The following is a 24214-nucleotide window of genomic DNA, read 5'->3' on the forward strand; positions in this document are numbered from 1 at the left end:
CAATGAGCAATGTGCCGAATACGTTGAAGTACCGCGACAGCCACGAGTGGGTGCGCAAAGAAGAAGATGGCAGCTACACCGTGGGTATCACTGAACATGCGCAGGAGCTACTGGGCGATATGGTGTTTGTCGATCTGCCGGAAGTGGGCGCGACGTTTGCCGCCGGTGAAGAGTGCGCGGTCGCGGAATCCGTTAAAGCGGCTTCAGATATCTATGCGCCGATCAGCGGTGAGATTGTGGCGGTCAACGAAGCACTGACTGACTCACCGGAGCAGGTCAACAGCGAGCCTTATGAAGGCGGCTGGTTATTCAAAATCAAAGCCAGCGACGCGTCTGAAATCGACACGCTGCTGGATGCGGATGCTTACAAAGCCTCCATCGACGAGTAGTCGTCAGGCGGCCTCACAAAGAGGCCGCAGATTTATGTTTGCTCTCCGGTTCCCCCAGCCCGATTCAGGATTTACTGCTAATGACTCAGACTCTCAGCCAGCTTGAACACAACGGTGCATTCATTGAGCGCCATATCGGTCCTTCACCTGAGCAGCAGGCGCAGATGCTTGACGCTATTGGTGCCCGTTCGCTGGAAGCATTAATCAGCACGATTGTGCCGGCAGACATTCAGCTGCCAGGCCCGCCAGCGGTTGGCGAAGCCGCCACTGAACAGCAGGCTCTGGCCGAACTGAAAGCGATTGCCAGCCAGAATCTGCGTTACAAATCCTGGATCGGTATGGGATACAGCGCGGTGATCACCCCGCCGGTCATCCTGCGTAATATGCTGGAGAATCCGGGCTGGTACACCGCCTATACCCCGTATCAGCCTGAGGTCTCCCAGGGCCGTCTGGAAGCGCTGCTGAACTTCCAGCAGCTGACGCTGGATCTCACCGGCATGGATATCGCGTCCGCCTCACTGCTGGACGAAGCAACCGCTGCCGCTGAAGCAATGGCGATGGCAAAACGCGTCAGTAAGCTCAAAAATGCCAATAAATTCTTCATTGCCGATGATATCCATCCGCAGACGCTGGATGTGGTCCGCACCCGGGCGGAGACGTTCGGCTTCGAACTGATTATTGATAGCGCGGACAAAGCGCCCGATCATGACGACCTGTTTGGTGTACTGCTGCAACAGGTGGGCACCACCGGCGAAGCGCACGATTACAGCGCGCTGATTGCCGGACTGAAAGCCCGCAAAGTGGTGGTCAGCGTGGCGGCGGACTTTATGTCGCTGGTGTTACTGGAAGCGCCGGGCAAACAGGGTGCAGACATTGTCTTTGGTTCAGCTCAGCGCTTCGGCGTGCCAATGGGCTACGGCGGCCCTCACGCGGCCTTTTTCGCCAGCCGCGACGAACATAAACGCTCTATGCCAGGCCGTATCATTGGTGTTTCACGTGATGCGGCGGGCAACACGGCGCTGCGTATGGCGATGCAGACCCGTGAACAACATATCCGCCGTGAAAAGGCCAACTCCAACATCTGTACGTCGCAGGTGCTGCTGGCAAACATCGCCGGTCTCTATGCGGTGTTCCACGGCCCGGCGGGCCTGAAACGCATTGCCTCACGCATTCATCGCTTCACCAACATTCTGGCGGCGGGACTGCAACAGGGCGGCCTGAAGCTGCGCTATCAGCACTGGTTCGACACGCTGACGGTGGAGGTGGCGGATAAAGGCGCCGTGCTGAACCGTGCCCTGAGCTTTGGCGTTAACCTGCGTAGCGACATCCATAACGCCGTGGGCATCACGCTGGATGAAACCACCTGCCGCGAAGATATTCTGGCGCTGTTCGCCATTCTGCTGGGTGATGAACACGGTCAGGACCTGGAAAAGCTCGACAGCGAAGTGGCCAGCGAAAGCCACGCGATTCCTGCTGGCCTGCAACGCCACAGCGAGATCCTGACCCATCCGGTGTTCAACCGTCATCACAGCGAAACCGAGATGATGCGCTACATGCACAGCCTGGAGAAAAAGGATCTGGCGCTGAATCAGGCGATGATCCCGCTGGGCTCCTGCACCATGAAGCTCAATGCCGCGGCAGAGATGATCCCGATCACCTGGCCGGAATTTGCGGAGCTGCATCCATTCTGCCCGGCTGAGCAGGCTACCGGCTATCTGCAGATGATCGGCCAGCTTTCGCAGTGGCTGGTGCAGCTCACCGGCTATGATGCACTCTGTATGCAGCCAAACTCCGGCGCGCAGGGTGAATATGCCGGACTGCTGGCGATCCGCCGCTATCACGAAAGCCGTGGCGAGGGCGATCGTCATCTCTGCCTGATCCCGAGCTCGGCGCACGGGACTAACCCGGCCTCAGCCCAGATGGCGGGCATGGACGTGGTGGTGGTGGCCTGCGATAAACAGGGCAACATCGACCTTGGCGACCTGCGTGAAAAAGCGGCTCAGGCGGGCGACAAACTCTCCTGCATCATGGTGACTTATCCGTCAACTCATGGCGTTTATGAAGAGACCATTCGCGAAGTGTGCCAGATCGTGCATCAGTATGGCGGTCAGGTTTATCTGGATGGCGCGAACATGAATGCGCAGGTTGGCATCACCACGCCTGGCTATATCGGCGCGGATGTCTCGCACCTGAATTTGCATAAAACCTTCTGCATTCCGCACGGCGGCGGCGGTCCGGGTATGGGACCGATTGGCGTCAAAGCGCACCTGGCCCCGTTTGTGCCGGGACACAGCGTGGTGCAGATCGACGGTGTACTGACGCAGCAGGGCGCCGTATCCGCAGCGCCGTTTGGCAGTGCATCCATTCTGCCAATCAGTTGGATGTACATTCGCATGATGGGCGCAGAAGGGCTGAAACAGGCCAGCTCGGTCGCGATTCTGAATGCCAACTACATTGCCCGCCGGCTGCAGTCTGCCTATCCGGTGCTTTACACTGGCCGTGACGGTCGCGTGGCGCACGAATGTATTCTCGATATCCGTCCGCTGAAAGAGCAGACCGGCATCAGTGAGCTGGATATTGCTAAGCGCCTGATCGATTACGGATTCCACGCACCAACGATGTCCTTCCCGGTAGCGGGCACGCTGATGGTGGAGCCGACCGAATCGGAGAGCAAAATCGAACTGGATCGCTTTATCGACGCGATGCTGGCGATCCGCATGGAGATTGATCGGGTGACGTCAGGTGAATGGCCGCTGGATGACAACCCACTGGTTAATGCGCCGCATACACAGCTGGAAATCGTCAGTGAGTGGTCACATCCTTACAGCCGTGAACTGGCAGTCTTCCCGGCGGGCAGCCACAACAAATACTGGCCGACGGTAAAACGTCTGGATGATGTGTTTGGCGACCGTAATCTCTTCTGCTCCTGCGTGCCGATGAGCGACTATCAGTAATTTCCCCGCAGGCAAACGTTAACCACAAAGGGCCGATTCGTCGGCCCTTTTTTCTGGAGAATCAGCATGAAACTGGCACTGGTTACGGGTGGCAGCCGCGGTATCGGGCGGGCCACAGCGCTGTTACTGGCCGCCCGGGGTTATCGGGTTGCGGTGAACTACCGTCAGCGCGAAGCGGAAGCTCAACAGGTGGTGGCGCAGATCCGGCAGCAGGGCGGTGAAGCCTTTGCTGTTCAGGCAGATATCAGTGATGAAGCCCAGGTGATGGCGATGTTTGCGCAGCTCGACCAGCAGTCTGAACCGCTGGCGTTGCTGGTGAACAACGCCGGAATTTTGTTTCAGCAGTGTCGCACCGAGCAGCTGGATGTGGCACGACTGCATAAGGTCTTTGCCACCAACGTGATTGGGTCTTTTCTCTGCTGTCGTGAGGCGGTGAAGCGGATGGGCACGCATCACGGCGGTCAGGGCGGAGCCATCGTCAACGTCTCATCGGCAGCGTCGCGTACCGGTGCGCCTGGCGAATATGTCGATTACGCCGCCTCAAAAGGGGCGATGGACACGCTGACCAGAGGATTGTCGCTGGAAGTAGCGCAGCAGGGGATTCGGGTCAACGGCGTACGTCCGGGATTTATCTATACAGAGATGCATGCCGATGGCGGAGAGCCAGGCAGAGTAGACAGGCTTGCCAGTGTGATCCCGATGGGACGCGGCGGTGAAGCAGAAGAGGTGGCGGAAGCGATCGTCTGGCTGGCCAGCAACGCGGCCTCTTACGTCACCGGCAGCATCATTGACGCTGCCGGTGGGCGTTAACTCACTTCGCCGCTGATGCGGCGTGATGACTTACAGGTTTTCGCCGTTACTGGCGATAACCTGCTGATACCAGCTGAAACTCTTTTTCTTCCCACGAGAAAAATCGCCGCTGCCATCATCGTTTTTATTCACATGAATAAAGCCGTAACGTTTGTCGTACTGGCCGGTGGTGAAAGAGACGCAATCGAGGCAGCCCCACGGCGTATAGCCCATTAACTCAACACCATCATACGCCACGGCTTTCTTCATCTCTTCGATATGCGCACGCAGATAGTCGATGCGGTAATCATCTTCAATTACGCCATTGTCGTTTGGCTTATCGATAGCACCAAAGCCGTTTTCAACAATAAACAGCGGCTTCTGGTAACGCTCATACAGCTCGTTCATGGCATAGCGCAGGCCAACCGGATCGATCTGCCAGCCCCAGTCTGACGCTTTCACATGCGGGTTTTTCACCACACCTTCAAAGCCGGTGATCGGATCGTCAACGCCGCTGGCATCGGTTTTCACCGCGTTGCTCATGTAGTAGCTGAAACCGACATAGTCTGCACAGCCCTGGCGCAGCGTCTCGGCATCATCCGCTTCCATCTGAATGTCGTAACCCTTGCGCGCCCACTCTTTCAGGGTGTAGGCCGGATAGTAGCCGCGCATCTGCACGTCACTGAATACATAGCGCTGATGCATCGATTCCTGTGCCAGCACCACATCGTCCGGGTGGCAGGAGAAGGGATAGACCGGCACCATGGCGATCATGCAGCCAATCTGAAAGTCAGGATTGATGTCGTGGCCGAGTTTCACCACTTTTGCACTGGCAACAAACTGGTGGTGCATCACCTGATACATCGCCTGTTCAGGTTTCTCATGTTCGGTAAAGATCACGCCTGAACAGCAGTAACCAAACAGCGGATACTGCCAGTTACGCTGGTTGTTGATCTCATTGAAGGTCATCCAGTATTTCACTTTGCTTTTATAGCGGTTCAGCACCACTTCGCTGAACCGCACAAAGAAGTCGACCACTTTGCGGTTGTGCCAGCCGCCATACTCTTTGACCAGGTGATAAGGCATTTCGAAGTGCGAAAGGGTGATGACCGGTTCAATGCCATACTTCAGCAGTTCATCAAACAGGTCGTCATAGAATTGCAGGCCCGCCTCGTTGGGTTGTTGCTCGTCACCGTTAGGGAAGATACGGGTCCAGGCAATCGAGGTGCGGAAACATTTGAAGCCCATCTCGGCAAACAGCGCGACATCCTGTTTGTAGTGGGAGTAAAACTCCACACCCTTGTGGTTCGGGTAGAAATGACCCGGCTGCACGCCGTCGGTGATCACCCGGTCAACGCCATGTGAACCGCCGGTCATCACATCAGCAATGCTGACGCCTTTGCCGCCCTGATCCCAGCCGCCTTCAACCTGATGCGCTGCCACCGCTCCGCCCCAAAGAAAGCCTTTTGGTAACTGCAATTCTGCACTCATGCTTCACCCCATTACGGATATTGAAATTGAGCTGAGTGTAGCAAGGCAATAATGAAAGTCACGATATAACAGCGCGGCAATAAATGCGTTTGTTACATCCAAAAAACAGGCTGTTTTATTTCCCCAGCTGGCGGCCGATTGCTTCAATAATATAGGTCACCGGCACCTGAGTCGTAATGTCGGAATTGTCCGCCATACGGATGATTGGCACATGGTAGCAGAGGTTGAAATCACCGATCTTCGCCAGCGAGCAGCTCTCCGTGTTGGTTATCGCAATGATTTTGCACTTATTCAGGCTGAACTGGCTGGCAATGCGCAGGATCTCTTCCGTTTCACCGGAAACCGATAAAATAAGGGCAATGGCGTTTTCATAGAGATCGGGACTGACCGGATAATAGGGATCGTCAATCGCGTGGCTGAATTTACCGAGGTTAGAGAAAAAGCGTGCGCCATATTTTGCCAGGCTGCCGGAGGTGCCGACGCCAATAAAGAAGACCCGCTCAGCCTGATTAATCTTCTGCGCGGCCTCAGCGATGAGCTGTTCAAACTCAGGATTATTGATGCTCTTAAAAAAGCTCAGCATTTCACTGACGCCCGCCGTGTTGAGCATTGGCGCACTCTGCTGTTCGTTTAAGCGCAGGCGGATGCGGAATTCCGACCAGCCTTCACAACCCATCTTGCGACAGAAACGCAGCACGGTGGTGGTGGAGACACCAGCCTGCTCAGCCAGCTCGCGGATCGTCATGTAGCTGACGCCTTCGCGGTGCTTAATGATGAACTGATAGACCTGCATTTCCAGATCGTTAAGGCGGGCGAGATCGCTATGCGAAAACATGGATGACTCGTTGAACAGTGGACTGGCGGCCAGTTTACCAGATTCATCACCCGGTTTAAGGGATAGTGAATTTCACCACGATAATTTTAGCGTACAAGTGTACACTGAAAAAATTGTTGGCTACGCTGGATAACGATATCACCGCTATGGAGCTGCTCAGGAACCTGTTATGACCCCCACACTCTCTCACAAACATCAACACGCCGCGGGCTATTCGTTCGCCGAGGAAATTGCCAACAGTATCAGTCACGGTCTTGGCTGCCTGTTCGGCATTGTCGGTCTGATACTGATGCTCAATCAGGCCATCGAGAGGCAGGCCGACACCATCACTTTTATCAGCTACAGCCTCTATGGTGGCAGCATGATCCTGCTGTTTCTGGCCTCGACGCTCTATCACGCTATTCCGGCTGGCCCGGCCAGACCCTGGCTGAAAAAGTTCGATCACTGCGCCATCTATCTGCTCATTGCCGGCACCTATACGCCGTTTCTGCTGGTGGGGCTGAGGACGCCGCTGGCATATGGACTGATGGCGGTGATCTGGGGGCTGGCGCTGGCCGGTATTCTGTTCAAGCTCACGATTGCGCATCGCTTTAAAGCGCTGTCGCTGGTGACCTATCTCTGTATGGGGTGGCTGTCGCTGATTGTGGTTTATCAGCTGGCGATGATCCTGCCGCCGGGCTGCATCTGGCTGCTTGCCGCAGGCGGGATTATCTATTCGCTGGGGGTGATTTTCTATGTTGCGCGCCGCATTCCGTTTAACCACGCCATCTGGCATTTGTTCGTGCTGGGCGGCAGTCTCTGCCACTTCTGCGCTATCTACTTTTATGTGCGCTGAATTGAGCCTCTGAATTGCGGTACTGGCCCTTCCCTTAACGGAAGGGCCATACGCTCAATCAGCTCTCATCCAGCGAGTAGGGCAGTGGCTGACTGGTCAGATGTCCGCCTTCATCGCCTTCCACCCGCAGCACGCTGTCCGGCTCCAGATCGTTATTCATCACGACCTGAATCCAGCTAATCCCGTCATCTAACTGCACCGCAGCCAGCACGCTGCCGGTTCGACGCCAGCGTTCACCCATCTGCAACTCCAGTGGGGCATTGGCTTCGGGCAGATGACTTGCCTGACCCGCCAGCCAGTAGAGCGCGCGTTTATTGGCGCCGCGATATTTCGCCCGTGCCACCATCTCCTGACCGGCATAGCACCCTTTTTTAAAGCTGATAGCATCCAGCGCCTGCAGATTGGTAGCCTGCGGAATAAACTGCACGCTGGTGGCGGGATCAATCACCGGAATGCCCGCTTCAATATCCAGCGCCAGCCACTGCTGACTGTCATTGAACTGTGCATCGTCATTGAGCTTCTGCTTCAGCGCTTCTGCCTGGGCCAGCGAAGTGACAATCAGAAAACGTTCGGCCGGATGGGCAAACCACAGCAGCGTGGTTTCTCCCTGCTGCACCACCGGTTTTTCGCTGTCGGGCAGGCTATCAAACAGATTTGCCAGCGCGGCGCGCGCCTGAAAGCCGGCCACGCCCAGCAATACTGACTCATCATCAGCCACCATCGACACTTTCGAAAACACGGCGTATTTCTTTAACTCAGGCAACTGGGTGTCGCGCAGTTCACGACGGATCAGATAGGCATAGCCTTCACCGCGATGGAACAGGCGCATATTGCTCCACATTTTGCCTTTAGCATCGCAGTGTGCGGCGAGCGAATGGTGGTCGGCATCCAGCGCGGCGACATCCAGCGTTAACTGCCCCTGCAGGTAAGAGGTGCTGTCGGCGCCGGTAATGGAAACCAGCGCCCAGCTATCCAGTGACATCAGGGTTAACGGCAGACGAGACGACGCGGCAGGCTGACGCGGCGGTAAAGTAAATGTGGGCATGGAGATATCCTGTATAAGAAGGTTCATCCGGAATAATATCTTTAATGTTAAAAGAGCCGACTGGCAATGCAACCTGTTTACGGAAAACGGCGCACAAAAGGCGTGATAACCCTGAAAAGATCCAGCCTGAAATGTGGCAGGTTGCACAGCATGCGACGCTGCGCCTGCGAGCGGCATTAAACCAGGTTACACTAGGCGCCACGTTGTGAATTGTGGAAATTGATGCATGGATATTAATGATAAATCACGCATTCAGTGGGCCTGCCGTCGCGGCATGCTGGAACTGGATGTGGCTATTATGCCGTTCTTCAAATTTGAGTATGAGACGCTGAGCGACACCGATAAGCAGGTCTTTGTGGATTTGCTAAAGAGTGACGATCCCGATCTGTTTAACTGGCTGATGAATCACGGTGAGCCAAAGGATCCGGAGCTTAAGCGGATGGTGAACCTGATCCAGCAGCGTAACCATGCTCGCGGCCCGGTGGCAATGTAAGCTGCGGCCCTCTCGTCTGGCGTGCGGGTTAGTCTGCGCCTGGCTGATAGCAGCCGTGACTGGCGTGGTGCTGATGACGCTGCCTGCAGGCGGCTGGCTGGTTAAAGCGCCGATTATTCTGCTGTTGCTGGCGGAGGGCTGGCGCAGCGTTTGGCGACTGATTCAACGGCAGGGTACGTTACAGCGGGAAAGCGTCCACTGCTGGAGCTGGCAGGGAAAACGCTGGCGGCCAACTCAGCCACTACGCTGGTTACCCGTTGGCGTGCTGCTGGTGGCGAAGAGCGAACAGGGTGCCACGCTGCGCTGGTGGCTGATGCAGGACAATATGCAGCCTGGCGAATGGCGGGCGTTACGCGCCTGCTGCTTCAGCCCGGCGCGGCATTAATGGCAGTAGGGCAGGCAAAGCGTCTTAAGCCGTTTATCTGCCTGCACTGCGGTTCAATAATGACAGGCAAGGGTGGTTAAAGCCGCGAACCTGTTCAGGCTACGGTTCGACACCGGCAGAAGGGCCGTCAGAGCAGTCCGGCGGTTTCGGTTAACACCTGCTCGCACCACTGCTCAACGCGCTCATCGGTGACCTCGAACTGATTCACATCATCAAGCGCCAGACCCACAAACTGCGAGCCATCGGCACTCAGCGGTTTCGGGCTGGTGAACTCATAGCCTTCAAGCGGCCAGTAGCCGACAAAACGTACCCCCATCGGCTGCAGCAAATCGTGCAGCATGCCGAGCGCATCTAAAAACCACTCGCCATAGCCAATCTGATCGCCCATGCCATACAGTGCGACAATCTTGTTTTGCAGATTCAGCGCGGGCAACTGCGGCCAGATCGCCTCCCAGTCCTCCTGCAACTCACCGAAATCCCAGGTCGGGATGCCCATGATCAGCAAGTCGTACTGCTCCATCAGGCGCGGGTCGTCATCTTTCACGTTATGCAGCGTCACTAACTCTTCGCCAATAAAATCGCGAATTTTCTCCGCTACGATTTCGGTGTAACAGGTACTGGAACCGTAAAAAAGACCGATTTTCATGCAGATAACACTCTGTAAATACTGACTTTGGCGCAATTGTACCAGAAGCGCTGCTGAATCAGGCATAATGAGCATGATTTTACACCAGACGGCGGAGATAACGTGCAGGACAGCGATCTGACAGAACAGTTTCTTGATGCGCTCTGGATTGAACGCAATCTGGCGCAGAACACTCTCTCCTCTTATCGCCAGGATCTTCAGACGCTGACCGGCTGGCTGGCGCATCATCAGCTGACGCTGCTTAGCGTGGCGCCGCTGGATCTGCAGCAGTTTCTGGCTGAACGGCTGGAAGGCGGCTACAAGGCGACCAGCTCAGCGCGGCTGCTCAGCGCCATGCGTCGCCTGTTCCAGTATCTTTACCGCGAAAAGCTGCGCCCGGACGATCCCAGCGCGCTGTTGTCAGCACCAAAACTGCCGCAGCGTTTACCGAAAGATCTCAGTGAGGCGCAGGTCGAGCGGCTGCTGCAGGCACCGAATATTGATATCCCGCTGGAACTGCGCGATAAAGCGATGCTGGAACTGCTCTACGCCACGGGCCTGCGCGTCTCCGAACTGATTGGCCTGACGCTCAGCGACATCAGCCTGCGCCAGGGCGTTGTCCGGGTTATCGGTAAAGGGGATAAAGAGCGACTGGTGCCTTTAGGTGAAGAAGCGGTTTACTGGCTGGAGCAATATATGGAACATGGGCGTCCGTGGCTGCTTAACGGTCAGACGCTGGACGTGATGTTTCCCAGTAATCGGGCGCAGCAGATGACGCGCCAGACTTTCTGGCATCGCATCAAGCATTACGCCACGCTGGCGGGGATCGACAGCGAAAAGTTATCACCGCATGTCATGCGCCATGCCTTTGCGACCCATCTGCTGAACCACGGTGCCGATCTGCGTGTCGTACAGATGCTGCTGGGACACAGCGATCTCTCCACCACCCAAATTTATACGCACGTCGCCACTGAGCGCCTGCGTCAGTTGCATCAACAACACCATCCGCGGGCCTGAACCGCGGCGATAAGGACAAAAATGAACAAGCATTTTGCCATGCTGGCTCTTTTAGCCAGCGCCTTTTCCGGTCTCGCACAGGCCGATGACAGCGCCATTCAGCAATCACTTAAAAAGCTCGGTCTGAACCAGACAGAGATCAGCCCGTCACCGCTGCCGGGTTTTAAAACCGTGCTGTCAGAAAGCGGCGTGCTCTACGTGACCGACGACGGCAAACATATGATTCAGGGGCCGCTCTATGACGTCAGCGGCAAACAGCCGGTCAACGTCACTAACCAGCTGCTGGACAAAAAAGTCGAGGCGCTGGTGCCGGAGATGATCGTCTACAAAGCACCTAAAGAGCAGCACGTGATCACGGTCTTCACCGACATCACCTGTGGCTACTGTCACAAGCTGCACGAGCAGATGGCGGACTACAATGCGCTGGGCATCACCGTGCGTTACCTGGCGTTTCCGCGTGAAGGGCTGAATGGTCAGATTGAACCGGCGATGAAAGCGATCTGGTGCAGCGCTGACCGCAATAAAGCGTTTGATGAGGCGATGAAAGGCAATGCGCCGAAGATGGCCGCACCAGACAGCTGCAAAATCGATATCGCCCAGCACTATAAACTTGGCGTGCTGTTCGGCATTCAGGGCACGCCCGCGATGCTGACTGACAGCGGCATGATGATCCCAGGTTATCAGTCGCCGCAGGAGCTGAAGCAGGTGCTGGACAATCAGAAGCGTGGTGGTTAATCGGTGGTAAAACAGGATGTGGAACTCCGTCGCCGTGAGGTGACGGTTGACGATGCGCTTCCGGCGACGCTGCCGCCGCTGCTGAAACGACTCTATCTGCAACGCGGCGTGCGCGACGCGGCAGAGCTGGAGCGCGGGGCGAAAAACCTGCTGCCGTACCAGTCCTTAAGTGGGATTGAGAGCGCAGTGGAACTGCTGCATCAGGCGCTGCTGGATGGGCGTCGCATTATGGTGGTGGGCGACTTTGATGCTGATGGCGCGACCAGTACCGCGCTGACGGTCATGGCGCTGCGCAGCATGGGCGGCGGCAACGTGCAGTATCTGGTGCCTAACCGCTTTGAAGATGGTTATGGCCTCAGCCCTGAAGTGGTTGAGCAGGCGCGGGCGCGCGGCGCGGCGATGATCCTGACCGTCGACAACGGCATCTCCTCCCACGCCGGCGTTGAATGTGCCCATCAGCACGGGATTCCGGTGCTGATTACCGACCACCACCTGCCGGGCGAGACCTTACCGGCCGCTGAGGCGATCGTTAATCCCAATCTGCCGGACTGCAACTTTCCCTCACGTGCACTGGCGGGCGTGGGCGTTGCGTTCTATCTGATGCTGGCGCTGCGCGCCCATCTGCGCACCCAGGGCTGGTTTGGTGCCACCCGCACCGAACCCAATCTTGCAGAGATGCTGGATCTGGTGGCGCTCGGCACGGTTGCCGACGTGGTGCCGCTCGACGTCAACAACCGCATTCTGGTGTGGCAGGGACTCAGCCGCATCCGGGCCGGAAAATGCCGGCCAGGCATCCGGGCGCTGCTGGAGATTGCTAATCGCGATGCGCGTCAGATGGCGGCCAGCGATCTCGGCTTTGCGCTGGGGCCACGGCTCAATGCCGCAGGCCGGCTCGACGATATGTCGGTGGGTGTGGCGCTGTTAATGACTGAGGATCTCAGTCAGGCACGGATGTTAGCCAGTGAGCTGGACGCGCTGAACCAGACGCGCAAAGAGATAGAGCAGGGCATGCAGAGCGAAGCGCTGGCGCTGTGCCAGGCGCTTGAGCGTGAGCAGAGCGATCTGCCGCTGGGGCTGGCTTTTTATCATCCCGAATGGCATCAGGGGGTGGTGGGGATCCTCGCCTCCCGTCTGAAAGAGCGTTTCCATCGTCCGGTGATTGCCTTTGCGCCGGCGGGCGACGGTACGCTGAAAGGCTCAGGCCGCTCAATTGCCGGTCTGCATCTGCGCGACGCGCTGGAGCGTCTGGATACGCTGAATCCCGGCCTGATGCTGAAGTTCGGCGGTCATGCCATGGCGGCAGGCTTATCACTGGAAACCGCACGCTACGAGGAGTTTCGTCAGCGCTTTGCCGATCTGGTCGGTGAGTGGCTGGATGGCGAATCTCTGCAGGGCATCATCTGGTCAGATGGCGCGTTGCAGCCGCAGGAGTTTTCGCTGCAGACCGCTGAGATGCTGCGCGAAGCGGGGCCCTGGGGTCAGGCGTTCCCGGAACCCGCTTTTGACGGCAAATTTAAGCTGCTGCAACAGCGGCTGGTGGGCGAGCGACATCTGAAAGTGATGGTCGAACCGCTGGACGGCGGTCCGCTGATCGACGGGATCGCCTTTAATGTCGATACCACCCTGTGGCCCGACAGCAGCATTCGTCAGGTCGAGCTGGCCTACAAGCTGGATATCAATGAGTATCGCGGTAACCGCTCGGTACAGCTGATCATTGACCATATCTGGCCGCTTTGATTTTTATAAGGGGCGCGCGTCTCCGGCCACGGCAGAGGCGCGTCAGCCTGTTTTTCCCCTGCGTTAACCTGCTGTGCGAGCGGTTGTCGTCGCGGCCCGATAAGCAAATGCAACGCGTCACGCCGCCCCGGCATCAGCCCGCTGTCTCAGCGCTACAATCTGCCGCCAGTTTCGGGTAAACTTGTGCGTTAAATTTCCTGTCCCATCGAACATAAGAAAGACGCTAAAGCCATGTTTGAAATCAACCCGGTCAAAAACCGTATTCAGGACCTCAGTGAGCGCAGCGACGTTCTTCGGGGGTATCTTTGACTACGATGCCAAGAAAGAACGCCTCGAAGAAGTAAACGCCGAGCTGGAACAGCCCGATGTCTGGAACGAACCTGAGCGTGCTCAGGCGCTGGGTAAAGAGCGCTCCTCGCTGGAAGCGATCGTGCAGACGCTGGATCAGATGTCGCAGGGCCTGGAAGATGTGCAGGGTCTGCTTGAACTGGCGGTAGAAGCGGAAGACGAAGAGACTTTCGACGAAGCGGTTGCCGAGCTGGATGTCCTTGAGGGCAAGCTGGGCGAGCTGGAATTCCGCCGCATGTTCTCTGGCGAGTATGACAGCGCCGACTGCTACATCGATCTGCAGGCGGGTTCCGGCGGCACCGAAGCGCAGGACTGGGCCAGCATGCTGATGCGTATGTATCTGCGTTGGGCTGAAGCCAAAGGCTTCAAAACCGAAATTATCGAAGAGTCTGAAGGTGAAGTTGCAGGCATTAAATCTGTGACCATTCGCGTGTCAGGCGACTACGCCTTTGGCTGGTTGCGTACCGAAACGGGCGTACATCGCCTGGTGCGTAAGAGCCCGTTTGACTCCGGCGGTCGTCGTCACACCTCATTCAGCTCCGCCTTTATCTACCCGGAAGTCGATGACGATATTGATATCGACATCAACCCAGCCGATCTGCGCATTGACGTCTATCGTGCGTCAGGGGCGGGCGGCCAGCACGTTAACCGGACGGAATCTGCGGTACGTATTACCCATATTCCAACCGGTACCGTCACCCAGTGTCAGAATGACCGTTCTCAGCACAAGAACAAAGATCAGGCGATGAAGCAGATGAAAGCGAAGCTGTACGAGCTTGAGATGCAGAAGAAAAACGCTGAGAAACAGGCGCTGGAGGACAACAAGTCCGACATCGGCTGGGGAAGTCAGATCCGTTCTTACGTTCTCGATGATGCACGCATCAAAGATCTGCGCACCGGCGTAGAGACGCGTAACACCCAGGCGGTGCTGGACGGCGACCTGGATCGATTCATTGAAGCTAGTTTAAAAGCAGGGTTATAAGGAACCGACATGTCTGAACAACAACCGCAGAGCGCTGATGCCGCCGTTGAGTTAAATAACGAACTGAAAGCGCGTCGCGAAAAGCTGAGCGTGCTGCGTGCAAATGGCGTGGCGTTTCCTAACGATTTCCGTCGTGACAGCCTCTCAAAACAGCTGCATGAGAGCTATGGCGAGAAGAGCAACGAAGAGCTTGAAGATCTCGGCATCGAAGTCAGCGTCGCCGGACGTATGATGACCCGTCGTATCATGGGTAAAGCCTCTTTCGTGACCCTGCAGGATGTGGGTGGCCGGATTCAGCTTTACGTCTCGCGTGACGATCTGGCTGAAGGCATCTACAACGAGCAGTTCAAAAAGTGGGATCTCGGCGATATTCTGGGCGCGCGCGGCAAACTGTTCAAAACCAAAACCGGCGAACTGTCGATTCACTGTTCTGAACTGCGCCTGCTGACCAAAGCACTGCGTCCGCTGCCGGACAAGTTCCACGGCCTGGCCGATCAGGAAACGCGCTACCGTCAGCGTTACCTTGATCTCATCGCCAACGAGGAATCGCGTAACACCTTCAGAATTCGTTCACAGATCATGGCCGGCATTCGCCAGTTCATGGTGGGCCGCGACTTTATGGAAGTGGAAACCCCGATGATGCAGGTGATCCCTGGCGGCGCGTCTGCGCGTCCGTTCATCACCCATCATAATGCGCTGGATATCGACATGTATCTGCGTATCGCCCCAGAGCTTTATCTGAAGCGTCTGGTGGTGGGCGGATTCGATCGCGTGTTCGAGATCAACCGTAACTTCCGCAACGAAGGTATTTCGCCACGTCATAACCCAGAGTTCACCATGATGGAACTCTATATGGCTTATGCGGATTACAAAGATCTGATCGAGTTGACCGAAAGCCTGTTCCGTACGCTGGCGCAGGATGTGCTGGGCAGCACCGTGGTGCCTTACGGCGAGCAGGAGTTTGATTTCGGTAAGCCGTTTGAAAAACTGACCATGCGTGAAGCGATCAAGAAATACCGTCCGGAAACGGATCTGGCCGATCTGGAAGACTTTGATAAAGCGGTGGCGATTGCTCAATCACTGCACATCAAGGTTGAGAAAAGCTGGGGTCTGGGCCGCGTCGTAACCGAAATCTTTGAAGAGACCGCAGAAGCGCATCTGATTCAGCCGACCTTCATCACTGAATATCCGGCTGAAGTCTCTCCGCTGGCCCGTCGTAACGACGAGAACCCGGAAATCACCGATCGCTTTGAGTTCTTCATTGGCGGTCGTGAAATCGGTAACGGTTTCTCCGAGCTGAACGATGCGGAAGATCAGGCTGAGCGTTTCCTGCAGCAGGTGAATGCCAAAGATGCTGGCGACGACGAAGCGATGTTCTACGACGAAGACTATGTCACCGCACTGGAGCACGGTCTGCCGCCAACCGCCGGTCTGGGTATCGGTATTGACCGTATGGTGATGCTGTTTACCAACAGCCACACTATCCGCGATGTGATTCTGTTCCCGGCACTGCGCCCAGGCAGCAAGTAATCGTTATGAGTCGCTACAAGGCCTGATCTTCAGGCCTTAAGCTTGCTGACAAAGTTTGGCCCGGTTCGCTGTCAGACCGTGCCTGCTCAGGGAACACGGTCAGATCGGAAAGACGTAAAAGCCGTCATCCATGACCGCTCGGCCCACGCCATCCCTGGCGCGGGACGCTTTCCTATTCTGACCGTGTTCCCTGCGCGCCTGGTTTATCTGTTGCTGTCAGATTTACTCAGATTTGGCGTTGTAAACATGCGAAATGGCCGGAAATTCCGGCCTTTTTTACATCTGTTCGTTCAGCAGATATCAGGATTTAATCGCCTGATCCAGCCAGGTCTGAAACCGTGCATAGGGCACATAGAGCGCAACGTTCTTATAGAGTGTCTTACCGCTGACGTTGTCGTTAATGTTATTGCTGTAGCCGATAATCACGCCCGCCAGCGTATCATCAGAGGCGTTATAGACTGCGCCGCCCGACATCCCTTTAACCACCCCCGCATTCGCCGCCACCACGACGCAGTCTGATTTGTTCCAGCTGTTTGCCAGCGTGGTATTGATCAGGTTCTGCCCGCTGGAACTGACCGGCATGGCCGAAATAAAACTGTAGCCGTAGAGATTGACCTGATCGCCGATGTGGCTGTTACGAAAGTTGGGTGGCAGGTTCATTTCGCTGTTTTTGTGGTAGACCACGGCCAGATCGCATTGCGGATGCCAGGCTTTTACCCGGTAAAGCGAAAACTTTGCCACATGGGCGGCGGTCAGGCTGTACTCCGGCGTCAGTGGGATGGTGGTACCAAGCGTGCCTAAACCCAGCACGGTGGGAATGCCGGTCACGGTCATATCCACCCGTTTTTCAGCTTCTTTACTGTACTCATAATGACCCACCGAGCAGCCGGTTAAGCCAAACACCATTAAGGCTATGAGTCGTTGCATTCTCTCTCCCTGCGTCAGAAGTTGATCACATCACCTGGCAATTGATTAGGGATATATCGGCAACGTTAAGGATTTATTAATTAAATACGCACTAAAAAGCGTAACGGGTTCGCGGGAAATGACAACCTGACCCTGGGTTATGTGCGCTTTAACGGGATTAGCCAGCAGGCTGACAAAGCCATTTGTTCCGGCAAAGCGGCAGGATTGTTGCGGCCCCGGCAATAATCCTTTGCTGCGCGCAGGCTATGTCGCGCATCAGCACTGTGCTGTAATGCTCACCGTGACGCAGATCAAATTTTAATAAGCGTCGAGGGGCTGCGCGTCTGTGCAGTTCACCTGCAAATGATATTGGGAGAGTGTTATGCCTGTAGCATTAATGGCGCTGGCGTTGAGTGCGTTCGCCATCGGAACCACTGAGTTTGTCATTATGGGATTGCTGCCGGAGGTGGCGCGTGACCTTCAGGTGACAATTCCGTCGGCGGGCTGGCTGATCAGCGGCTACGCGCTGGGCGTGGCGATTGGTGCGCCGATTATGGCGCTGCTCACCGCCAGGCTGCCGCGTAAAAAAACGCTGATTCTGCTGATGGTGATATTTATTGTCGGCAACCTGCTGTGTGCGCTGGCTTACAATTATAACCTGCTGATGCTGGCACGCATCGTCACCGCGCTTTGTCACGGTGCCTTCTTCGGTATTGGCGCGGTGGTCGCCGCCAGTCTGGTGCCAGCCGGTCGTCAGGCTTCCGCTGTCGCACTGATGTTTACCGGACTGACCTTAGCCAACGTACTGGGCGTTCCGCTGGGGACCAGTTTCGGACAGATGTTTGGCTGGCGAGCCACCTTCTGGGGCGTGGCTGTGATTGGCGTGCTGGCGTTTATCGCCCTGATCGTGAGTCTGCCCAACAATAAACAGGAAAAGCCGGTTCACCTGGCGAGTGAAATTGGTGCACTGGCCAACGGGAAACTGTGGCTGTCACTGCTGATGACGGTGTTCTTTGCCGCGGCGATGTTTGCGCTGTTCAGCTACATTGCGCCGCTGCTGTTAGAGGTGACGGGCATCAGCGATCGTGGCGTCAGCTGGACGCTGTTCCTGATTGGCGCAGGCCTGACGGTCGGTAACATTCTTGGCGGCAAACTGGCCGACTGGAAAGTCTCCTTCAGCCTGATCCTCAGCTTCTCCCTGATCGCCATCTTCTCGCTGCTGTTCAGCTGGACCAGCCATGCGCTGTGGCTGGCGGAGATCACCCTGTTCCTGTGGGCGATGGCGACCTTTGCGACGGTGCCGGGCCTGCAGATCAACGTGGTACGTCATGGCAAAGAGGCGCCTAACCTGGTCTCAACCCTGAACATTTCGGCGTTTAACGTGGGCAATGCGCTGGGTGCCTGGGTCGGCGGTGCGGTGATTGGCCGTGGATATGGCCTGACGGCGGTGCCGGTTGCTGCCGCTGCGCTGGCGGCAATCGGCCTGTTGATCTGTCTGATCACCTTCCGCAAAGCGGGCCGCGCAGCCGCCAGGGTTCGCGCTTAAGCCAGGCGGGCGGCGATACGTGCCGGAAAGTCAGCCACCTGCCGTTGCAGATGGCTGACAAAGGCATCGACCAGCGCCGACGCAGGCCGGTGCTGCGGCCTCACCAGGCTGACGGTAAAGGGTACCGCCACGCTGAACTTACGCATCACCACACCGCTGTCGGCGTAATCCAGCGCCGTCAGCGGATTCACAATCGAAATGCCCACGCCCGCTCTGACCATGGCGCACACCGAAGCGGCACTGTGCGTTTCCATCACCAGACGCCGCTCGACGCCCTGCTCATGAAACAGCGCATCCAGCAACTGACGATAGCTGTCACTGCGCGACAGGCTCACATACTGTTCGCCCGCAAAATCGTGCGGCGTCAGCTCTGTACGCTGACTCAGAGGGTGATGCTGAGGCAATACACACACTTCATCGCAGGTGAGCAGGGCGAGACGGTCAGTACCGGCCGGAGCGTGCTGAGTTTCAGTTAAGCCGATATCATAGCGCTGTGCTGACAGCCACTCCTCCAGCAGCGGCGACTCCTGCGGAATCACATTCAGGCTCACATCCGGGTAGCGCTGTAAAAAGGGCTGACACAGTGGTGGCAGCAGCGACTGCGAAAAAACGGGCAGGCAGGCGATCGACAGCTCACCCTGACGGAACTGGCGCAGCCCTTCAGCCGCTTCCATGATGCGGTCCAGACCGTACCAGGATCGCTGCACCTCTTCAAACAGACGCAATCCCTGCACCGTCGGTTGCAGGCGACCGCGTACCCGTCCGAACAACTCTAATCCCAGCTGCTGCTCCAGGCGTGCCAGCTCCCGGCTCACCGTCGGCTGTGAGGTGTGCAGCAGTGTCGCGGCCTGAGTCAGATTGCCGCTGGTCATCACCGCATGAAAAATCTCGATATGCCGCCAGTTAATGTTCGCCACGTACCCTTCCTATATCGATTCTGCATAGATGATATTAAAACAGATATTTTTCGCTATGACACGATTCTGGCTTAATGCCGTTATTGCCACAGGAGAATTGCCATGCCACGTTCCTTACAGAGTACCGAAACCGCACTCAGCGCCGCTAACCTGCTGCCGCTGGCACGCCGCTACGCCGGGCCATTCTGGGCTTATGATGCGCAGATTATTCAGGCGCGTATTGCCCAGCTGCAGGCATTTGATGTGGTGCGCTTTGCGCAGAAGGCCTGCTCGAATACGCATATCCTGCGCCTGATGCGCGCGGCGGGTGTGAAAGTGGACTCGGTATCGCTGGGTGAAATCGAACGTGCGCTGGCTGCGGGCTATCAGCCTGGCGGTGACGAGATCGTCTTTACCGCGGATCTGTTCGATCAGCCGACGCTGGAGCGGGTGACCGCGTTAAAGGTGCCGGTTAATGCCGGATCGATCGATATGCTGCATCAGCTCGGCGCGGTCTCACCGGGACATGCGGTGTGGCTGCGGGTCAATCCTGGTTTTGGTCACGGCCACAGTCAGAAAACCAATACCGGTGGCGAAAACAGCAAGCACGGTATCTGGCACGCCGATTTAGCCGAGGCGCTGGCGGCGATTAAGCAGCACGGCCTGCAGCTGGTGGGCATTCATATGCATATCGGCTCTGGCGTCGATTATGCGCATCTGCAGCAGGTCTGTGATGCGATGGTCGAACTGGTGATGGCGTCGGGTCAGGATCTGACCGCGATCTCTGCGGGCGGCGGCCTCTCTGTGCCTTATCGCTATGGCGAAGAGGCGATCGATACCGATCACTATTTCGGCCTGTGGGATGCAGCACGGCAGCGTATCGCCCAGCATCTGGGTCACGCGATAAAGCTGGAGATCGAACCAGGCCGTTTCCTGGTGGCCGAGGCGGGTGTGCTGGTCTCTCAGGTACGGGCGGTTAAGTCGATGGGCAGCCGTCACTTTGTGCTGGTCGATGCCGGTTTCAGTGACCTGATGCGCCCCGCAATGTATGGCAGCTATCACCATATCTCGCTGATGGCGGGCGATGAGCGGGCGATTGATGAGCAGCAGACTATCGACACGGTGGTCGCTGGCCCACTGTGTGAATCGGGTGATGTTTTTACCCAGCTGGAGGGCGGCATGGTCGAACCGCGCGCGATTCCGGCGGCAAAGGTTGGCGATTATCTGGTGTTCCACGACACCGGTGCTTACGGCGCATCCATGTCCTCTAACTACAACAGCCGTCCGCTGATCCCGGAAGTCCTGTTTGAGCAGGGCCAGCCGCGCGAGATCCGCCGCGCGCAGACTATTGAGTCGTTACTGGCACTGGAAATCAGCTAATCACCTCTCTCGGGCGGCCAGCGCGCCGCCTGTCAGCCATAGATCTCTTTGCGCAGCATGACCAGCTCCTCTGCCAGCTCGCGGCACAGCATGGCATTCATCAGATGATCCTGCGCATGCACCAGAATCAGCGTGACCGGCAATTTTCCGCTTCCCTCGTCTGCACCAATCAACGCGGTCTGAATTTTATGTGCCGCTTTTGCCGCGGTATCTGAAGCAGCCAGCGCCGCGTCAGCCCCGGCCCAGTCGCGTTTGCGCGCACACTGAATCGCCATCATCGCCGACGAACGGGCTTCCCCTGCATTGATCAGCAATTCCATCATGGTCTGTTCGTAATCCATAACGCCTCCGCTATTGGTATGCCAAATTGGCCGTTTTAATCATACTGGAATGCCAATAAACGTTTCCGGGAGGTTCGTCACAGAAAAAACCGAGGGGATTCGTCATTTTGGTATGCCACTAACAGGGAAGACCACGACGATTACAGGAATACCGATCTTACATCTCTGAGGGTTGATCATGTCTCTACAGGACCGCCTTATCGATTCCCTGGGCAGCTTTGCCACCCGCTTTAACAGTTATCGCTACATCATGGCGATTAAAGCCTCGTTCATTACCCTGATGCCGGTGATCATTGTTGGCGCCTTCTCGGTATTGATCTCTAACATGGTGCTGGACAGCAAAAATGGGCTTGCCAGCTTTGCTGCCCTGGCTTTTTTAGCTGACCTCAAGCCCATCACCAGCAGTATCAATTACGCCACGCTCAGCTTTCTCAACATTGGTGCGGTGTTTCTGATTGGTATTGAGCTTGGGCGCATCAACGGTATAAAAACGCTGTTTCCCGGCCTGCTGGCGATCATCTGCTTTGTATCCGTGACGCCGACCACCTTACAGATGATGGTCGATGGGCAGATGCACCTGGTCACCGACGTGCTGGCCAAACAATTCTCCGATACCAAAAGCCTGTTTCTCGGCATGTTTATCGCCATTCTGTCGGTAGAGATCTACTGCCGCCTCGAACAGGTTGAACGGCTGAAAATCAAAATGCCCGACACCGTGCCGCCCAACGTGGCCGCCTCTTTCTCCGCGCTGATCCCCTCAATTATCACCGTGACGCTGATAGCGACCTTTGGCTTTATCTTCCATCGTGTCACCGGCATGTACCTTTACGACGCGGTATACCAGGTGGTGCAGCAGCCGCTGGAGTCGGTGGTGCAGAGCCTGTGGGGCATTCTGATTCTGATGTTCGTTGCCCAGCTATTCTGGGTAATTGGTATTCACGGCAACCAGATGGTGAAGCCGATCCGTGAGCCGCTGTTGCTGGGCGCGATTATGGTCAACATGACCGCTTTTGAGCAGGGAAAAGAGGCACCGAACATCATCACGATGCCGTTCTGGGATGTTTATATGAGCATCGGCGGTTCCGGCCTGACCATCGGGCTGCTCACCGCCGTGATGCTGGCAACGCGACGCAAAGAGATGCGTGAAATCGCCAAACTGTCGTTCGGGCCAGGCATTTTCAATATAAACGAGCCGGTGATATTTGGTATGCCGATTATGCTTAACCCGATCCTCGCTATCCCTTTCATCATCACACCGCTGGTGACAGGTTCTATCGGCTACTTCGCTACGGTGATGGGATTTGCCGGGAAAGCCGTGGTGATGGTGCCCTGGACCACGCCTCCGATTATCAATGCCTGGCTTTCAACGGCCGGATCGATGGGCGCGGTGGTGACGCAAATCGTCTGCATTCTGGTGTCAGTACTTATCTATCTGCCATTTGTGAAAGTCGCAGCCCGCCGGGCGGATGCAGCGGAAGCAAAGAGCCTGCAACCTGAGCTGAACCCCAACCGTACGGAGGTGTTATGAGTCGTCAGACTGTCCACATACCTGAGAATTTCATTCTGGGGGCTGCTGCCTCCGCCTGGCAGACGGAAGGCTGGAGCGGAAAAAAGCGGGGCAGGACTCCTGGCCTGACGCCTGGTATCAGCAGGATCGTCACGTCTGGTACAACGGTTATGGCCCGGCGGTTGCCACCGACTTTATCAACCGATTTAGTGAGGATGTGGCGCTAATGAAGGCCAGCGGGCTGACCCACTACCGCACTTCAATCAACTGGTCGCGTTTCCTGATCGATTACGAAACCGCCACGGTCGATGAGGAATACGCGGCTTACTATGACCGGCTGATTGATGAAATGCAGCGCCAGGGCATTGAACTGATGCTCTGTCTGGAGCATTACGAGCTGCCCGCCACGCTGCTGGCGCAGTATGGCGGCTGGCAGTCAAAGCATGTCGTTGAACTCTTTATCCGTTATGTCGAACAGGTGTTTAAACGCTATGCCGGTCGGGTCACGCGCTGGTTTGTGTTTAACGAGCCGATTGTGGTGCAGACCCGCGTCTATCTCGACGCGCTGCGCTGGCCTTATGAGCAGAACACCCATAAATGGATGCAGTGGAACCACCACAAGAATCTCGCGACCGCCCGGGTAGTGCAGCTGTTCCGCGCAGCAGGCTATGCCGGTCGCATTGGTACCATACTCAATCCGGAAGTCACCTATCCGCGATCGTCAGCCCCGCACGACCAGAAGGCGGCGCATATTTATGACCTGTTCTACAACCGGGTGTTTCTCGATCCCGCCATTAAAGGCGAGTATCCGGCGGAGCTGCTGGCGCTGCTTGATAAGCATCAGATTGAGTGGGAAACCACCCCGGAAGAGCTGGCGATTATTGCCGCCAATACCGTCGATGAGGTCGGGCTTAATCTCTACTATCCGCATCGCGTCAAGGCACCGTCCCGCGCCTGGCATCCCGGGACACCCTTTCATCCCGCCTGGTATTACGAACACTTTGAACTGCCGGGGCGACGGATGAACCCTTCGCGCGGCTGGGAAATTCAGCCTGAAATTATCTGGGATATGGCGCAGCGGATGCGCGATGAGTACGGCAATATCCCGTGGTTTGTGGCGGAAAGCGGTATGGGAATTGAGAACGAAGCGCAGTTCAAAAATGCCGACGGGGAGATTCAGGACGATTACCGCATTGCGTTTATCAGCGAGCACCTGCATCAGGCGATACGCGCCAGTCAGGCGGGGATTAACTGTCAGGGCTATATGCTGTGGGCGTTTACCGACAATGTTTCGCCAATGAATGCCTTTAAAAATCGCTATGGTCTTATCGAAATCGACTTAGATAAGCAGCGTCAGCGCCGTATGAAGAAATCTGCCCACTGGTTCCGTACGCTGCGCGACACGCAGCAATTTACCCTGTGGCTTGATGATGAGCCGAAATAACGCG

At 56.5% G+C, this 24214-nt stretch carries 21 protein-coding genes and 1 pseudogene; 15 read left to right on the forward strand and 7 right to left on the reverse strand.

Annotation, left to right across the window (positions count from 1 at the left end):
• Window positions 1–2: 2 nt before the first annotated feature.
• The 3 genes from gcvH to ACR8BN_RS03980 all read left to right on the forward strand — a co-directional run bounded on the left by gcvH (window position 3) and on the right by ACR8BN_RS03980 (window position 4153).
• Complete coding sequence (gcvH, locus tag ACR8BN_RS03970) at window positions 3–389, forward strand: glycine cleavage system protein GcvH (protein WP_010248802.1); 387 nt, start codon at window positions 3–5, stop codon at window positions 387–389.
• Window positions 390–469: 80 nt separating this feature from the next.
• Window positions 470–3343, forward strand: coding sequence for an aminomethyl-transferring glycine dehydrogenase (gene gcvP, locus ACR8BN_RS03975; protein WP_425015279.1), 2874 nt, complete (start codon window positions 470–472; stop codon window positions 3341–3343).
• Window positions 3344–3409: 66 nt separating this feature from the next.
• Window positions 3410–4153 (forward strand): SDR family oxidoreductase, encoded by a 744-nt coding sequence (locus ACR8BN_RS03980; protein WP_434747346.1) that lies wholly within the window; start codon window positions 3410–3412, stop codon window positions 4151–4153.
• 30 nt (window positions 4154–4183) lie between these two features.
• Here the strand turns inward: ACR8BN_RS03980 and ACR8BN_RS03985 are convergent, their stop codons facing one another.
• On the reverse strand, window positions 4184–5623 hold the full coding sequence (locus ACR8BN_RS03985; protein WP_109652180.1) for a 6-phospho-beta-glucosidase: 1440 nt from the start codon (window positions 5621–5623) through the stop codon (window positions 4184–4186).
• A 115-nt stretch (window positions 5624–5738) separates the two neighbouring features.
• Window positions 5739–6458: a MurR/RpiR family transcriptional regulator gene (locus ACR8BN_RS03990; protein WP_039389278.1), complete on the reverse strand. Its 720-nt coding sequence runs from the start codon at window positions 6456–6458 to the stop codon at window positions 5739–5741.
• Window positions 6459–6627: 169 nt separating this feature from the next.
• Between ACR8BN_RS03990 and trhA the strand changes: the two genes are divergently transcribed.
• Window positions 6628–7293 (forward strand): PAQR family membrane homeostasis protein TrhA, encoded by a 666-nt coding sequence (trhA, locus tag ACR8BN_RS03995; RefSeq protein WP_434747347.1) that lies wholly within the window; start codon window positions 6628–6630, stop codon window positions 7291–7293.
• 58 nt (window positions 7294–7351) lie between these two features.
• On the opposite strand, the gene ygfZ is transcribed toward trhA, so the two are convergent.
• On the reverse strand, window positions 7352–8338 hold the full coding sequence (ygfZ, locus tag ACR8BN_RS04000; protein ID WP_434747348.1) for a tRNA-modifying protein YgfZ: 987 nt from the start codon (window positions 8336–8338) through the stop codon (window positions 7352–7354).
• A gap of 226 nt (window positions 8339–8564) precedes the next feature.
• On the opposite strand from ygfZ, the gene sdhE reads away from it, so the two are divergent.
• Window positions 8565–8831, forward strand: coding sequence for an FAD assembly factor SdhE (gene sdhE / locus ACR8BN_RS04005; RefSeq protein WP_010248781.1), 267 nt, complete (start codon window positions 8565–8567; stop codon window positions 8829–8831).
• On the forward strand, window positions 8806–9216 hold the full coding sequence (locus ACR8BN_RS04010) for a protein YgfX (protein WP_031592538.1): 411 nt from the start codon (window positions 8806–8808) through the stop codon (window positions 9214–9216). The genes sdhE and ACR8BN_RS04010 overlap by 26 nt, the downstream gene beginning before the upstream one ends.
• A gap of 127 nt (window positions 9217–9343) precedes the next feature.
• Here ACR8BN_RS04010 and fldB read toward each other — a convergent pair whose 3' ends face one another.
• Entirely contained in the window at window positions 9344–9862 is a 519-nt protein-coding gene (gene fldB / locus ACR8BN_RS04015) for a flavodoxin FldB (protein WP_010248777.1), read from the reverse strand.
• Window positions 9863–9964: 102 nt separating this feature from the next.
• On the opposite strand from fldB, the gene xerD reads away from it, so the two are divergent.
• The 5 genes from xerD to lysS all read left to right on the forward strand — a co-directional run bounded on the left by xerD (window position 9965) and on the right by lysS (window position 16190).
• Window positions 9965–10858 (forward strand): site-specific tyrosine recombinase XerD, encoded by an 894-nt coding sequence (gene xerD / locus ACR8BN_RS04020; protein ID WP_010248689.1) that lies wholly within the window; start codon window positions 9965–9967, stop codon window positions 10856–10858.
• 21 nt (window positions 10859–10879) lie between these two features.
• Complete coding sequence (gene dsbC / locus ACR8BN_RS04025; RefSeq protein ID WP_010671049.1) at window positions 10880–11593, forward strand: bifunctional protein-disulfide isomerase/oxidoreductase DsbC; 714 nt, start codon at window positions 10880–10882, stop codon at window positions 11591–11593.
• Window positions 11594–11596: 3 nt separating this feature from the next.
• Window positions 11597–13330 (forward strand): single-stranded-DNA-specific exonuclease RecJ, encoded by a 1734-nt coding sequence (recJ, locus tag ACR8BN_RS04030; RefSeq protein WP_010671048.1) that lies wholly within the window; start codon window positions 11597–11599, stop codon window positions 13328–13330.
• A 231-nt stretch (window positions 13331–13561) separates the two neighbouring features.
• A protein-coding gene (gene prfB / locus ACR8BN_RS04035) for a peptide chain release factor 2 (RefSeq protein WP_099257461.1) occupies window positions 13562–14660 on the forward strand; the annotation gives its coding sequence in 2 pieces (ribosomal slippage) (window positions 13562–13636 and window positions 13638–14660; 1098 coding nt in all).
• Window positions 14661–14669: 9 nt separating this feature from the next.
• Window positions 14670–16190, forward strand: a complete 1521-nt coding sequence (lysS, locus tag ACR8BN_RS04040; protein WP_031592533.1) for a lysine--tRNA ligase — start codon at window positions 14670–14672, stop codon at window positions 16188–16190.
• 300 nt (window positions 16191–16490) lie between these two features.
• Here the strand turns inward: lysS and ACR8BN_RS04045 are convergent, their stop codons facing one another.
• Window positions 16491–17117, reverse strand: coding sequence for a serine protease (locus tag ACR8BN_RS04045; RefSeq protein ID WP_031592530.1), 627 nt, complete (start codon window positions 17115–17117; stop codon window positions 16491–16493).
• A 361-nt stretch (window positions 17118–17478) separates the two neighbouring features.
• Here ACR8BN_RS04045 and ACR8BN_RS04050 point away from each other — a divergent pair, with 361 nt between their 5' ends.
• On the forward strand, window positions 17479–18642 hold the full coding sequence (locus ACR8BN_RS04050; RefSeq protein ID WP_434747349.1) for an MFS transporter: 1164 nt from the start codon (window positions 17479–17481) through the stop codon (window positions 18640–18642).
• Here the strand turns inward: ACR8BN_RS04050 and ACR8BN_RS04055 are convergent.
• Window positions 18639–19559 (reverse strand): LysR family transcriptional regulator, encoded by a 921-nt coding sequence (locus tag ACR8BN_RS04055; RefSeq protein ID WP_425022056.1) that lies wholly within the window; start codon window positions 19557–19559, stop codon window positions 18639–18641. The two genes, ACR8BN_RS04050 and ACR8BN_RS04055, sit on opposite strands and share 4 nt — an antisense overlap.
• Before the next feature lie 102 nt (window positions 19560–19661).
• On the opposite strand from ACR8BN_RS04055, the gene lysA reads away from it, so the two are divergent.
• Window positions 19662–20918 (forward strand): diaminopimelate decarboxylase, encoded by a 1257-nt coding sequence (gene lysA / locus ACR8BN_RS04060; RefSeq protein WP_425022055.1) that lies wholly within the window; start codon window positions 19662–19664, stop codon window positions 20916–20918.
• Between the two features lie 32 nt (window positions 20919–20950).
• On the opposite strand, the gene ACR8BN_RS04065 is transcribed toward lysA, so the two are convergent.
• Window positions 20951–21259 (reverse strand): PTS lactose/cellobiose transporter subunit IIA, encoded by a 309-nt coding sequence (locus ACR8BN_RS04065; RefSeq protein ID WP_031592523.1) that lies wholly within the window; start codon window positions 21257–21259, stop codon window positions 20951–20953.
• Between the two features lie 178 nt (window positions 21260–21437).
• Here ACR8BN_RS04065 and ACR8BN_RS04070 point away from each other — a divergent pair, with 178 nt between their 5' ends.
• A complete protein-coding gene (locus ACR8BN_RS04070; RefSeq protein WP_039389290.1) occupies window positions 21438–22787 on the forward strand; it encodes a PTS sugar transporter subunit IIC in 1350 nt (449 codons plus the stop codon).
• Window positions 22784–24210, forward strand: a pseudogene (locus tag ACR8BN_RS04075) (glycoside hydrolase family 1 protein). Before ACR8BN_RS04070 ends, ACR8BN_RS04075 begins: the two are co-directional and overlap by 4 nt.
• Window positions 24211–24214 lie beyond the last annotated feature (4 nt).

Origin of the sequence: Pantoea sp. Lu_F5_004, assembly GCF_051136245.1 — a bacterium.
Taxonomy (GTDB): domain Bacteria; phylum Pseudomonadota; class Gammaproteobacteria; order Enterobacterales; family Enterobacteriaceae; genus Pantoea; species Pantoea agglomerans.